Origin of the sequence: Thalassotalea marina (genome assembly GCF_014656435.1) — a bacterium.
GTDB lineage: Bacteria > Pseudomonadota > Gammaproteobacteria > Enterobacterales > Alteromonadaceae > Thalassotalea_C > Thalassotalea_C marina.
In genome coordinates this window covers 90125-103752 of record NZ_BNCK01000009.1, presented here as the reverse complement: position 1 = coordinate 103752, position 13628 = coordinate 90125, and the positions used below count along the sequence as shown (strand labels likewise).

General features: G+C 38.2%; 17 protein-coding genes. 11 read left to right on the top strand and 6 right to left on the bottom strand.

The features are described 5' to 3' along the window. Positions 1-303 precede the first annotated feature (303 nt). Positions 304-657: a DUF5329 family protein gene (locus IE199_RS17800; RefSeq protein ID WP_229854815.1), complete on the top strand. Its 354-nt coding sequence runs from the start codon at positions 304-306 to the stop codon at positions 655-657. A gap of 153 nt (positions 658-810) precedes the next feature. Further along, positions 811-1365 carry a hypothetical protein gene (locus tag IE199_RS17795; RefSeq protein WP_189773345.1) on the top strand — a complete coding sequence of 185 codons (555 nt, stop codon included), beginning with the start codon at positions 811-813 and terminating at the stop codon, positions 1363-1365. 119 nt (positions 1366-1484) lie between these two features. Here the strand turns inward: IE199_RS17795 and IE199_RS17790 are convergent, their stop codons facing one another. Further along, on the bottom strand, positions 1485-2618 hold the full coding sequence (locus tag IE199_RS17790) for an FAD-dependent oxidoreductase (protein WP_189773343.1): 1134 nt from the start codon (positions 2616-2618) through the stop codon (positions 1485-1487). 104 nt (positions 2619-2722) lie between these two features. Here IE199_RS17790 and IE199_RS17785 point away from each other — a divergent pair, with 104 nt between their 5' ends. Next, positions 2723-3625, top strand: a complete 903-nt coding sequence (locus IE199_RS17785; protein WP_189773341.1) for a LysR family transcriptional regulator — start codon at positions 2723-2725, stop codon at positions 3623-3625. A 347-nt stretch (positions 3626-3972) separates the two neighbouring features. On the opposite strand, the gene cspE is transcribed toward IE199_RS17785, so the two are convergent. The 3 genes from cspE to IE199_RS17770 all read right to left on the bottom strand — a co-directional run bounded on the left by cspE (position 3973) and on the right by IE199_RS17770 (position 6545). Then, entirely contained in the window at positions 3973-4185 is a 213-nt protein-coding gene (gene cspE / locus IE199_RS17780; protein WP_189773339.1) for a transcription antiterminator/RNA stability regulator CspE, read from the bottom strand. Positions 4186-4493: 308 nt separating this feature from the next. After that, positions 4494-5702 carry an aromatic amino acid transport family protein gene (locus IE199_RS17775; RefSeq protein ID WP_189773337.1) on the bottom strand — a complete coding sequence of 403 codons (1209 nt, stop codon included), beginning with the start codon at positions 5700-5702 and terminating at the stop codon, positions 4494-4496. 252 nt (positions 5703-5954) lie between these two features. Next, complete coding sequence (locus IE199_RS17770) at positions 5955-6545, bottom strand: carboxymuconolactone decarboxylase family protein (RefSeq protein ID WP_189773335.1); 591 nt, start codon at positions 6543-6545, stop codon at positions 5955-5957. 258 nt (positions 6546-6803) lie between these two features. On the opposite strand from IE199_RS17770, the gene IE199_RS17765 reads away from it, so the two are divergent. Then, entirely contained in the window at positions 6804-7268 is a 465-nt protein-coding gene (locus IE199_RS17765) for a MarR family winged helix-turn-helix transcriptional regulator (RefSeq protein ID WP_229854813.1), read from the top strand. Here IE199_RS17765 and IE199_RS17760 read toward each other — a convergent pair. After that, positions 7265-8854, bottom strand: coding sequence for an EAL domain-containing protein (locus IE199_RS17760; protein WP_189773333.1), 1590 nt, complete (start codon positions 8852-8854; stop codon positions 7265-7267). The two genes, IE199_RS17765 and IE199_RS17760, sit on opposite strands and share 4 nt — an antisense overlap. Positions 8855-9029: 175 nt before the next feature. Beyond that, positions 9030-9953 carry a LysR family transcriptional regulator gene (locus IE199_RS17755; protein ID WP_229854810.1) on the bottom strand — a complete coding sequence of 308 codons (924 nt, stop codon included), beginning with the start codon at positions 9951-9953 and terminating at the stop codon, positions 9030-9032. Positions 9954-10005: 52 nt separating this feature from the next. Here IE199_RS17755 and IE199_RS17750 point away from each other — a divergent pair, with 52 nt between their 5' ends. From IE199_RS17750 to IE199_RS17725, 7 genes are all read left to right on the top strand, one after another. Next, positions 10006-10380, top strand: coding sequence for a nuclear transport factor 2 family protein (locus IE199_RS17750; protein ID WP_189773331.1), 375 nt, complete (start codon positions 10006-10008; stop codon positions 10378-10380). Positions 10381-10389: 9 nt separating this feature from the next. Then, on the top strand, positions 10390-10611 hold the full coding sequence (locus IE199_RS17745; protein WP_189773329.1) for a tautomerase family protein: 222 nt from the start codon (positions 10390-10392) through the stop codon (positions 10609-10611). 1 nt (position 10612) lies between these two features. Further along, on the top strand, positions 10613-11230 hold the full coding sequence (locus IE199_RS17740; RefSeq protein WP_189773327.1) for a glutathione S-transferase family protein: 618 nt from the start codon (positions 10613-10615) through the stop codon (positions 11228-11230). 137 nt (positions 11231-11367) lie between these two features. Further along, a complete protein-coding gene (locus IE199_RS17735; protein ID WP_229854809.1) occupies positions 11368-11868 on the top strand; it encodes a DinB family protein in 501 nt (166 codons plus the stop codon). Between the two features lie 28 nt (positions 11869-11896). Beyond that, positions 11897-12367 carry a DoxX family protein gene (locus IE199_RS17730; protein WP_189773323.1) on the top strand — a complete coding sequence of 157 codons (471 nt, stop codon included), beginning with the start codon at positions 11897-11899 and terminating at the stop codon, positions 12365-12367. A 65-nt stretch (positions 12368-12432) separates the two neighbouring features. After that, positions 12433-12561: a hypothetical protein gene (locus tag IE199_RS22105; protein WP_268245332.1), complete on the top strand. Its 129-nt coding sequence runs from the start codon at positions 12433-12435 to the stop codon at positions 12559-12561. A 97-nt stretch (positions 12562-12658) separates the two neighbouring features. Then, complete coding sequence (locus tag IE199_RS17725; protein WP_189773321.1) at positions 12659-13297, top strand: glutathione S-transferase family protein; 639 nt, start codon at positions 12659-12661, stop codon at positions 13295-13297. The last annotated feature ends 331 nt before the right edge of the window (positions 13298-13628 follow it).

The window sequence follows — 13628 nt, the reverse complement described above, 5'->3', positions numbered from 1 at the left end:
TGTCTTAACCTCAGCTTCGCATAAGCAATGCGTTTCTAGGTGCTATTTTTACTGAATTCTGCGTTATTTTGAAGCGAAATAGCTAGCTATTCCTGCTGCAAAATGCCTTGAATTCAGACAAAAATATCGACCTAGAAATATAAGGAACTGCTAACTTATTGTTTTCTTTGATTTAGCACTATTTCTTAAACAAACTTGAGGTTAGCTACTTTGTCAGGAATCAAATGTTGTATTACTTAAGTTAAGTTAAATCTGGCATATACAACAACCGCTGCTAAGTTATTCTTTATTAGAGGGATTAGATTGAATTTAAATAATGTCGTATATGCCATGCTGCTGACTTTATCTCTATCATGTTATGCAGATAATCAAAGCGAAATTAATCATTTGCTTGTTTATGTTAAAAGTACCAACTGCCAATACGAGCGCAATGGTCAAGTTTATAGTGGTGCACAAGCTGTTGAGCATATTAATAAAAAGTATCAATACTTTTTAGACGACATTAATACTGCAGAAGATTTTATTAAATATGCGGCGACCAAAAGTAAAATATCAGGTCGATACTATTTAGTGCACTGTTCGGGGCAGCCCGTTACTAAGAGTAAAGACTGGTTATTAAAAGAGCTTATCAGGTATCGTGATCAGAAGAATAAGTAGGTTTGAATGCGCCATCATTCTGACAATGTTAACGATTGAAAGATAACTAAGTCAAAGATACCATTGAGTTAACTGTTTAATGTGTATCTATATATTTTTAAACACACTATCGTCTATAAATGGACTATTTTTTCGCTAATACATGGAGCAATTATGATGTATAAATCGGTAACTTTCTTGTTTGCACTTATGTTGCTTATATCTTGTGGTGGCTCTGGTAGTTCAAGCGGTTCTTCAGCTGACGGTGGAGGAAAATCAGGCCAAGGAATCGTTACCAGTTTATCAGGCTCATCATGGCAAACAGAGTGCTCTAAATATAATAAATTTGCAGCTATCGATGATGATTCCATTTGGAACGTTAGATCGAGTGTTCGTATTGACTCCTCTTTACAAGCTACCTTTAAAACTGAGTTTTTTCATCCAGAAGACACCATTTGCAAAACCATGCTGTTTGATACACTCAATATCATCAATTTGGAAGTAAAAGGCAAAGTGACAACTGATGAAAGCATTGACGCTTACAAGCTAAATGAGACTTATATTTTTAGTTCTGAAGATACTATGCCTGAGGTGACTTACACGCTAGTTTACTTGGCCACCGAGAAACTTTATTTTGGCAAACCTACTGGCGTAAACTTAGGTACAACAGCTGAAACACGTCACTCGTCTATATCCCTCGCTGATTACTATGTACAGAAGGTAAATTAGGTATCGTGCCTAAATCTACCTTTTGTTTGAACAGTAAAATCAATTAAGGAATATTGCATTTTTACCAGCAATTGATGCCGAGAGCGCTTGCTGGTATGAGTTAAAACAGTTGAACTTAACTACCTATTAACTTCTGGCTTGGATACTAAACCTTGCATCCATAACGAACTTAATTGCTCGGCCGAGATATTAGAAAAACTGACCGACGGTTGCTCGGTTGTTGAAAATATGTGTTTAGCGACACTTCTCCCTGCCATTTGCGCAGCAGTTACCTTAGCTATGCGTTGCTGGTAAAAACTTGTCAGCTGATCATCTAATAACGCGTCTGTTGTTAGGGTTTGCATGAGGTGCCATGCATCTTCAAGCGCTTGGCACGCCCCTTGTCCAGAAGTTGGTAAAGGGGCATGTGCGGCATCACCAATAACGATCAAGTTACTTTTATGCCAATAGGGCAAAGGATCAATATCGTGAACAAATATTCGGTTGAGAGAGTTAATGTTATAACTAGATAACACCTGTTTGACTTGATTTGGCCAATGTTGAAAACGCTGGTGCATTTCGTGGTACCAATCATCTACTGGGCGCTTTTTATCTAAACTTGCTGGCCAAGCGGCGGCCCAATAACACAAACCTGACTTTATTGGCACTATACCAAACCTTTGTTGTTGGCCGCGGTAATCTTCAATGGCGTGGTCGAGTTGTTCGTTTGCCAACTGACTTATACCAATAATATTAATAAACCCTTGATAAACAGGGAGAGGTTTATTTTCAAATAATTTGTCTCGTGAAGCTGATTTCATTCGTCCGTCACAACCAATAACTAAATCATGTGTTTGCATCAAACCATCAATATCATGCTGCTCAATCTGATGATCAAATTTAAATTCTGCCCCTAATGCATTAGCTCGCTCAGCCAAAACTTTCATTAAGTCGCGGCGCAATATAGTTAAACTTGGTAATTGGCAATGTTCATTGATTTCTTTGATATCTAATTCGCCCTGCATGGTAAAAAATTGATCAAACTGACGTATAAATTCAGGTTTACCTGACAGCTCTTCAATGGTCGCTAATACACCTAATTGCTTTATCACAAATATGGCATTAGGCCATAGTGTAATGCCCGCGCCGATAGTTGATATCTCTTGATTACGTTCATAAATAGTGACTGTTATTCCTTGTTTTCTAGCAAAAATTGCTAGTGCAAGCCCAGCAACACCTGCGCCAATGATGGCAATATCTTTTAACTGACTCATGTTTTTTTTTCCTGATATATAAATATTACAGCTATTTTTACAGGGTCAATTTATGAGATAAATATGCTATTTTGGCTTTGTTAATCCCAAATATTGAGATAATCATGGTGGAAAATATTGAGTTTCAGTGGTTAATTAGCTTTCAGCATGTTTATGAGCAGCTAAGTTTTAAAAAAGCCGCTGAAAAGTTGCAGCTGCCTAGTTCTAATGTCAGTCGGCATGTTGCCCTGTTAGAGCAGCAAATGAACTTGCGTTTGTTGGAACGGACAACCCGAAAAATGACTCCTACGGTTGCTGGCAAGCAACTCTATGAACGCATAACACCTCTAACCGTTGCGATGAATGATGTAGTGGAAGAAATATCTGTTCAAGGGGGTTCATTAGACGGGCATTTAAAAGTCATCATGCCAGATATACCTATTTTTGCTGAAATAATTGCAGATTTTTGTCTTGCACATCCAAAAATTAGGCTTAGCTGTGATACTCAGCTAAATCCCACTCAAGGCATGTTAGAAGGTTTTGATTTGGTGCTACGATTTAGTCGTGGCCCACTTGAAGATTCAGGTTGGGTAGCAAAAGAAATTATGCGTTGGCCAAGTTGTATCGTGGTGTCTCCTAAATGTTTAGACAGACACGCTATGCCATCAACATTGGAAGAATTGAGCAAATCGCCGTGTATTACGAGTTTATCTGTATTACAAGGTATGCCTTGGCGATTTAAACACGGTCAAACCTTGCAGGTACATGCTAATTATCGCGTTAATAGTGGACATGTAGCTAAAGCAGCTGCCTTAAAGGGGCTAGGCTTTGCTATCTTGCCTTTGCACGCATGTCAGGCAGAAATTAACGACGGCGCTTTAGTACAAGTTAAACTGCCTGAACAACCTGAGGATTTAGTGTTACACGCTTTGTATTCGGGGCGAAAATATCCACTTGCGAAGGTAAAGGCATTACTGAAATATTTTTATTGCTATTTGGCACAGCTGAACCACACCGCCGATATGTAAGAATGTTAACATCTGGTGACATAGCTTTAAATGACGTTAGTTTTATTTGATGTCCGTGTTAAATAACGACTAACCACCTTATGAAGCTTTTTAGTTCTGTTGTACTTTCAAAATTAAAACTTGTTAATTTTTCGCTGTCTTTAAGAACAAGACGGAGTTTGTTTACTGATATTGAAGAAATCGGCGGGCGAATATCAACGCTTATGCCATTAAATAGTTGAGTCATTTTGTTTGAACTTTTAAATGTATTAGGGGAAAACAGTAAAACTACTGCTGAGGGTTAATTCAGAGGGGAGTATTACGGTATAAAAAGGCTAGTTGGCACTAGCCTTAGGATTTAGAAGAAGTTAGATGGCTATTACGCTTGCAGCTTGTGGTCCTTTTGGACCCTGCTCAATAGTGAATTGAACTTCTTGACCTTCAGATAGTGATTTGTAACCACCAGAAACAATTGAACGGAAGTGAACAAAAACGTCCTTTCCACCATTGCTTGGTGTTAAAAAACCAAAACCTTTATCTTCATTGAACCACTTTACGATACCATTTACTGGATCAGACATATGTAAAACCTTTTATTAATTAAAAAACGGTGGAAAAACACCAAAAGTGCATTAGACAAAACATGTAAAACATTAACCAATAAAGCAAATGTTTAAACAAGTTCAACTTAAGGATTAATAAAAGAAGAAAAAGAAACGCAAAGTGCGATAATAGATAAAGCTTTAAATTTCTAAAGCCCAAGCATGATACGTTAGTTTGTTCACAAAGTATACTTAATTTATTTTTTGTTGGGCTATTCGATCGTATAGCCTTCGATTTGCACATAGAAGCAAGCATTGATTGGTGCTCGCTTCTTTCACATGCAAGATTAACCTACGGCAGGAATAACCCCAAACATTTGTAAACACTGGGCTGTAATAATGGCAACACCCGCACAGGTTGCTGACATTAAACCCAGATTACCACCTTTTACCTGGTAGCAATCTTGGGTGTATTGACGGTGTTTTCTCTGTTTCCATACCATAGCGACAGGTAAAAATACGGCAAGTATCACTAAGGCAATAGCAGCATAGCCCAACGCGGTAATAAAACCCTGTGGGTAGAATAAGGCAAAACATAATGGCGGTAGAAAGGTAATTGTTGCGGTTTTAACGCGATCACTTTTTCCGTCGCCTTTTTTTAATGCGTCACTGAAAAAGTCAAATAAACCTAAACTAACGCCTAAAAATGAAGTGGCTAAAGCAAGGTCGGCAAAAATAGCAACGGCTTGGCTAATATTGGGTTGGTTCAGTTTCTCTGACACTGAGCTGATAAAACCACCTAAGCCACCACTAGCCATAAGTTGGTCTTGGGCCATGATACCTTGACTAAGCAATTGCCAAAATAAATAAATAACCAATGGTAAAGAGGCGCCGATAATCATCACTCGGCGCAATGATTTAATATCAATACCTACATATTTTACAATGGAAGGAATTGAGCCATGAAAACCAAACGAAGTAAATATTACCGGTAATGCCGAGAGTATAAAGCCTTGTTCGAGTGGCATTTCTAACAAGTGTTGACCGCGAACAAATGGCGTTAACATAAAAAACATGGTTAACAAAACTAAAATTTTAACCGTGAATAATATCCTGTTGACCTTATCAACCGTGCTGGTACCTAAGGTAATGATTGAGCCAAATACAATTGCAAAAGCAATTGCACCTAATTGCGGTGGAATATCAGCAGAAAACCACTGTGAAAGTTTTATCTGAAGTTGCGATCCGCCACCAGCAATATATGCAGCACATAAGGCGTAAAACAAAAATATCATGGAGAAATTAGCGACAACTTGCCCTTTTTTCCCTAGCAGTGATTTAGCCAGTGTATTGAGTGTTGCAGAGGTGTCTGCGTGTTGGTGAACTTCCAGCATTAATAGTGCTGTGTAGGTCATCAAACACCACGCGAGCAGTAGTACAATGATTGCAGTAGTAAACCCTAATCCCGCAGAGGCTATAGGCAAAGCAAGCATTCCCGCACCGATAGTTGTACCGGCAATAATCAGGGTGCTGCCAATGGTTTTGTTTTTTAACATGTTTCTTAGCTCTAGTTGAAAACCTGCTCTATGTAGTTAAATCGTTATGGTGAGCAGTGAGCTGGATAACATATCGGGTAATGGGAGAAAAAGGAAATCAATTTTTAATCAGTAGGCATTTAATATGTAGCAATTGATTTACACTTTAACTCTTGGCAGTGAGCTAACGGTAGTTACGGGGTCTGTGAACATAGAAGATTAAAGCTGTGCAAAGATTAAAACACAGCTTTAATTGAAGTTCGTGGTGGCAAGTTAAATATGTTTACCGCGTTGCCAACTAGTATTATTTAAAAGCCGTTGACCTGCATCAACTGCGCCATCTTCCATTGTTGTGCCCATTGAGTCGTTCCAGCGATTTAAATAACCAAATAAGGCAATTACACCTAAGATTTCGACAATTTCACCTTCATCCCAGTATTCATGGAGTGCTTGCGCAATAGGCTCATCAACGGCATTAGGAACACTTGAGGCCGCTAAAGCAAATTCAAAAGCCGCTTTTTCTGCGTTGGTATATAAGTCGCTTTCTCTAAAAGACCAAATATTGTCTAAACGTTCAGCTGTTCCACCATAACGTTCTGCCGCCAAAATAGTGTGAGCTTCGCAATAACGACAGCCGGTATTAGCGCTGGTTAGATAACCAATTAACCGTTTTTGTTCTGACGTGACACGGCCTTCGTTTGCCATGACTGCTTTATTTAAATTAATAAACGCTGTGGCAATAGCAGGGCGTCGTTGCATGGTTAAAACGCTATTGGGGCAAAAACCTAACGTTTCGTTAAAAAACTTTGCTAATTCTGCAACTTCTTCATTGGTATCGGTAGCCAGTGGATTAACTAAAGGCATAACAGGTTCCCTTTTGTTTGGTGAAATATTACCCATTAACATATATGTATTATATTGCATATGCAACATAAATTAATTTTTGTTATGAATTTTTCGACCGGAAGTGGTAAAGTTTTGCCATTAGTTGTTGATAGGATATGACTTATTAAAAACTCAGCACGTCGCCTTGCTTTTCAGTTAACTACTGAACATAAAGAACCTTTAGATCTCAGTGGCCATTTACCATTTCGTGTTGCTGTCGTCAGTAACTTACTGGCGTTGAATCGAGATTGGAAAATCAGAAATTTATCTGACCTAGAGCCAAGAGAGCTACGTGTTCTCTTAAATATTGGCTCTTATATGCCAATTAAGTCAGCTGATATTGCCTATCAGTCAAGGCTTGATTCTTATACCGTCAGTAGAGCCGTTAAAAAGTTAAAGACGCTTGGATTGATTGAATCACAACCTGACGCATTTAAGAAAAATGTTAAAAATCTGGTATTAAATGAACAAGGTTTAGCACTTTATAAAGGGGTTACTCAGGCGCTAAATCAGCGCAGTGAACAATTGGAAAGTGTGCTATCACAAGATGAAATTTACGCTTTTTATGACATGTTAGAACGCATCGAAAATAAGGCTGAGCAGTTACTGGCAGAGCAAGCTGTTGAGTTAATCGCAGCGGGTAATGAAGCGCCAGCCGATCAAAAAGAATTAATCCGCTGGCATAAAAAGAGTAAGAGTTAGTTTGCCCTAAGTGGGGGCAACTGGTTGATAGGACTGGCTTTATGATAAAGCCAGCCCTGATGCAAATGCACGCCTTTACTTTCTAAATACTGAGCCTGAATTTTTGTTTCCACACCTTCTGCGACAATATCTAAATTAAGTTTTTTTGCTAAATCGATTAACGCATCAAGCATTTTGCTCAAATGCGATTCTGTACCTATGGCCGATATAAAGCTGCGGTCTATTTTTAAAATATCAAATGGCAGTTGGCGTAAATACTGCAGTCCTGCGTAACCTGTACCAAAATCATCAATGGCCAATAAAATCTTATGTGCCTTAAATTTGTCGATTGCGTTTATCACAGTGCTATCATCTAATTCCACTAATTCAGTTTCTGTCAACTCTAATACTAAATTGGGAATGAGTGATTTTAACTGAATCACTTTGTCATGAAATTCGGTATCTTTTAAATGTTCACCCGTAATATTGATGTTTATTTTTATCTCATTTAGCTTTAATGGCGAGTGACTAAAATCGGCATATAGATTGTCTAAAACAGCGCAAGTTAGTGGTATGTTTAAGTTGTTTTGTTCTATTTCTGGCAGGAATCTATCTGGTGACAACAAGCCTTCAACTGGGTGGACTTGTCTGGCTAACGTTTCCATACCGACATATTTCTGCTGGTTGCTATCCCAAATTAGTTGATAGTGATTGATAAACTGTCCGGTTTGCATGGCATGAAGTAATTTACTTTTTCGACTGCGATACAATTCTTGATAACTTTTAGTCAGAAAAAATAAACCGGCAAAACACGCGGCAAACAACAAGATGTTGATGGCAGAAGGTGAATAGCTGTCTTTATAAAGTTCGTCATGTTTAATGGCGATCATCATCGACAAACTGGGTAAATTACTCAAAGGCTCTGCAATTAGAAACTGTTTACTTAAATCATCAAAAGTACTGCCATCTTGAGCGATAAAGGTTTTTAGCGGGAATAGCTGCTGATTTACTGGCAAAGAATATTTACCAACTATCGAAAGAGGAACACCTGTATTGGTATGCACAATGGCGGCAAAAGTGTACCGGCTATCTAATTCCTTTAAATGGCCGTTTAAAATTGATTGCGGCATGAGTGCGTTAATTTCATAAAAATCCGCTCTTGTTTTGGCGATCACTAGGGCGGCTTCACCAATTAAACTGGTATGTGCTGGGCCAAAAAATCGTAGTTTTCCGGGGTTAATTGGTTTAGGACCACTAATATCCTTATTGTTATCTACTTCACCCCAACTGGTACAAACTAAATCACCATCGGGATTAACTATGCCAAACTCTGCCACATTAGGAATTTGAAAGTGGCCTTTTCGTAGTGCCAGTAACGTACTTTCAGTGCAGCCAGCCTCTAATGTTTGATGTTGATCGAAAAATTCTGATAGTTGCTTAAGTTGTTGGTTAAAGTCTCTTTTTAACCAATTAAATTCTGTTTGTATTTGCGATCGTGCGATGCTTTTTTTAGTGGCAATTTCTTCGGGGTAAATAAGGGCAATAGTAATGAGTGTTCCCAGTGTGGCAACCAATGAAGCTTTTATTTTATAGCGCAGTGTAGGCACGTCTTAAACCTTTTGCTTTTATAATTAGTACGTTGAATTTAAAGAGCATTTATCAATGATGGTGGGGAGTGGTGATACTAAAATACTAATATTACAGTTTTATTACATGATGCCCGCTTGGCATTGAAAGTTACAAATGTTTACACCTAGCAACATGGCTATTGTTGATGATAGCTTAAGGGCTAAAGACGTTTTCTGACATCTCACCTAAAAAATAAGCCTTGTGCTGCAATAGCACCTCTTTAATGTAACTTCTACACTGGTTTACTTTTGCTGAACGCCTTAAATCTTGATGGTGTAGCACCCATACTGCAAAATCGGACGGTGGCATACGCACAGGCATTCTTATCACGTCGGCATCCTTCACTATGTCGGCGATAAAACAAGGAATTCGAGCAATACCCAACCCCGCTTTTACGGCTTGATGCATGCCAAATAGATCGTCTACTTTCATTACTACACGTGGATTTTTACAGTGTTGCAAAGCCCAGATTGGCACACCTTGTTCACTACCCCAAGTGATAATTGGTGTTATCTCTTTTATGACAAGATCTTTGTTGGCATATAGGCCGTGTTGTAAATGAACGATTTTAGTTCCGATAAGATAATCTGGTGGCGTTGCCGTTACTCTAATTGCTAGATCGGCTTCACGGTTAGCCATATTTCTCAAACCTTTACTTAACAATAAGTTAAAGGAGATATTAGGGTGAAGCTGTGAAAACTTTGCCAATGGATTAGCCATTAAAAACATAAAAATGTCATTAGGCATAGTTAAATTGATCGTACCTTCAAGCCTTGCATCTTGCCCTTGTAAAATACGTGATGCCTTGTTTGCTTCTTCTGCAAGCTTTTGTGTTATGTCATAAATTGAGACGCCAGCTTCCGTTAAACGATAACCTGCGTTTGTTCGCTCGAACAGTCTAACTCCATGTGAAGCTTCTAATGCTTGAATCCGCCTTGAAACGGTCGAGTGGTTTACCCCTAACAAATTGGCGGCCTTTGAAAAGCTACCAGTATCGGCAACTGCCGCAAAATATCTAAAATCGTCCCAGCTGTGCATTTTTGCAGATTCATTGTGTGTTTTTTGCGAATTTATCAACAACTAGCCGTTAAGTAAACTAGGGACAATTAGATTTAAACAAGGAATGATGATGACTGACAACCAACAAATAGAGGCATTGTTAGCTGAGTATTTTGATGGGCTGTATCAAGCAGACGCTGCAAAACTTGCCAAGGTGTTTCACCCAAATGCCTATTATTCGTGCACGACAGGTGGAGAGTTATTGCATTTGTCGATGCAGCAATATTTTAACAATGTTCGCCAGCGAACTTCTCCCGCCAGCTTAGGCCAAGAGCGTAAAGATAAAATTATTGTCATTGACCTTGTTGGAGAATCAACGGCTTTAGCCAAGGTGCAATGCCAAATTTTACCGCGCTCATTTACCGATTTTTTAAGTTTGTTAAAAATTGATGGTCGCTGGCAGATCATTAGCAAAGTTTTTCACTACACCGAAATCAACACATAAGGAAGCATTATGCCCTACGTAAAAATTCAAGTGACTGACGAAGGCGTCAGCGCAGAACAAAAAGCTATGTTAATTCATGAAACCACCGACATGTTGTCGCGAGTACTTGATAAAGACCCAGCAACAACATTTGTAGTAATAGAAGAAGTTTTCATGGACAACTGGGGCGTTGCTGGGCTTCCGGTAACGCAATACCGACAACAACACAATCAATCATCGTTAGGAGAATAATATGTATACCTTAGTTTCGTTACCAGGCACCTGTTCAACCGGTATCAATATTTTGATGAAAACCTTAAATATTCCTGCTGAAGTTGTTCATAGAGATGAATTACCAAATTACAAAACATTAGTGCCAACTAATAATGTTCCTGCACTGATCAATGGAGAAAAAGTTATTTATGAAGGTGCGGCCATTGTATTACATCTGTTAGAACAGGCTAATGTCGCTCATAGCGAGTTTGGTGACCCTGCAGAATTTAAGCAGTGGTTAATGTTTAACTATGCAACGTTACATCCAGCTTATAGCCAATTATTTACAGCCAATCGTTTGATGGCAGAGGGTGAAGCAAAGGCCGAATATATGGCAACGTTAGCCAATCAAATCTCATCAACTTGGCAAATTGTTGAACAACGACTAGAACAGCGTCCTTATATCTTGGGATATAAAGTATCAGTGATTGACTATTTGCTGGCTATCTATGTTAACTGGGGCAATTTTTTCCCTGATTACCCAATCAAACTAGGGGACAATGTTAAACGCTTAGTAAATGAAGTCAGTAAACACGACGTATTTGTTGAAGCATTTGAGCAAGAAGGTGCAAGCCATGCCATTCCGCAAGGCGCATAATAGTCTTATTTTTTAGAAACACGGAACGGATTTTGTGTTTCTAAATGAGTGTTAACTAAATAATATTGTTACACTTTGTTCATATAAATGTTATGTCCCAAACATTATACTCCTGTTTTGTGTAATAGGAGTATTTGATGTTTGTAAGTGCATTTAAATATAAAAAGGCAGCAAACAAAGCGCTATTAGATATTGAGGGGCCACAACTTGATTTACTTAATGAAAAAGACAAAACCTTTTTCCTGCGAATATTAAACCATACGTCTGTCGTTGATAGTCTTTTTATCAGTCGACTTTCAGATACGCCTGAACTTTATCAAGCTGATAATACCTTAAATACCCCTACCATAGATGAACTTAGAGCCTTTATGCTGGAGTGTGATGATTGGTTAATAGAATTTGCTAAACATTTAACACCAGAAATACAGCATCAAAGGGTATCGTTTCAATTTGTTGATGGTGACAACGGTAGCATGTCAGTTCCAGAAGTGCTGTTGCACTTACTGATGCATGGCAGCAACCATCGTGGAATGGCTTCAAGAGTATTAGCGTCAAATGATTTAGAACGACCTAAAGATACATTTACTCGCTATTTACACCAAATTGAACCTCATCGAAGAATGTCTAAAAAATTGTGATAAATTTAACTAAATAAGGTAGTTCAACATGATTACGCCACTGATTATATTGTTTCTTCTTAGTTCGCCATTAGTAATAGCGTTTATTGTAGGGAAGCATAAAAATGAAGACTTTAGTCGCCAAAAATTTGCCGCATGGGGATTGGGTTTGGCATTTTTATTTTTTGCAATGGGGCATTTTGTCAAAACCCAAGGAATGATTGATATGCTGCCTGCTTGGGTGCCATTTAGGTTGGCATTAGTTTATGTAACAGGTGTAATAGAGTTAGTCATAGCCATTGGATTATTTCTGCCACAATACCGTATTTTGGCCGCGAAAATGGCCATAGTAGTGTTTGTTGTTTTTTTTCCCGCCAATATCTATGCCGCATTTAATAGTATTGGGCTAGGAGGCCATCAATGGGGACCAGTTTATTTATTAATTAGATTACCACTACAAATTGTTTTAATTTCATGGGCATACTTTATGTGTGTTAAGCCTATAGAAAAAATAAAATAAATTAAATGTAATAAAGTAGTTAGGCTCGAGACTGAACGTTAGAATTTAGCCAAAAGGAGTAACTAGTGAAACAATATATTTTAAACTGGTGGGGTAATTTATCTGCACAAGAACAAGCTGATTGGCAGTCATCTTGGGTGAGTATTGCTTCAATTATTACCGTTGTTCCTGCAATTATTCTGGCGCTTTACTAGCGCCAGATTTGTATATGGTAATTGCAAATTTACCTTCGCATTAATTATAAAAAACTAATCAACATACAATTTCAAGTTAAAAGTATAGGGGATAACGTTGTACCAGCTATATTACTACCCACTTAACGCCAGTATGGCGCCTCACTTTGTTTTAGATGCTTTGCAAATTGAATATGAATTACTATTGATTGACAGAAAAGCTGACGAGCAAAAATCAGACGCTTATTTGGCGCTAAATCCTCAAGGAAAAATTCCTACCTTAGTTGATGGCGACCTTGTGTTATCTGAAAGCGCAGCTATTTGCATATATCTTGCTGAAAACAATGCTGATAGCCAACTTATTCCCGTGATACACTCAAGTGAAAGAGCGAAGTTTTTTCAATGGATTTTATATTTATCTAATACATTGCAAGCAGAGTTAATGTTGTATTTTTATCCAGAAAAACACTGTGATAATGAGCGACAAGCTCAAGCTATAGCAAAAAAACAAGAGCAACGAATTACCAATATGCTGTCAACTCTGGATGCTGAATTAGCAAATAAAACCTATTTGTTAGGGGAGCAAATAAGTGTTTGTGACTACTACTTATTTATGTTGGCAGTGTGGTCAGATGAATTTGCCAAACCACCTTTAGCATTTGAACACTTGGGACGATATTTAAAGCACATGGCTAAAGACCACGCAGTAGTCAGTGTTTGTGACAAAGAAGGGCTGTCATTGGCTGACTATCAATAATAAATAACCTCAGCTTCGCATAAGCAATGCATTTCTAGGCGCTACTTTTACTGACTCCTTCGTTATTTTGAAGCGAAATAGCTAGCTATTCCTGCTTCAAAATGCCTTGAATTCAGACAAAAATATCGACCTAGAAAAATAAGAGACTGCTAACTTATTGTTTTCTTTGATTTAGCACTATTTCTTATACAAACCTGAGGTTAAATATTTCAAAAAATTTAAGCTGCCTGATATGAATTAGGCAGCCATTGTTTGATGGTTTGGTCATGTTCAGAGCAAGCCGGCTGAAAGTATCGCGTTGTTTTTCAGGGGACAAGACATAGCTACACTT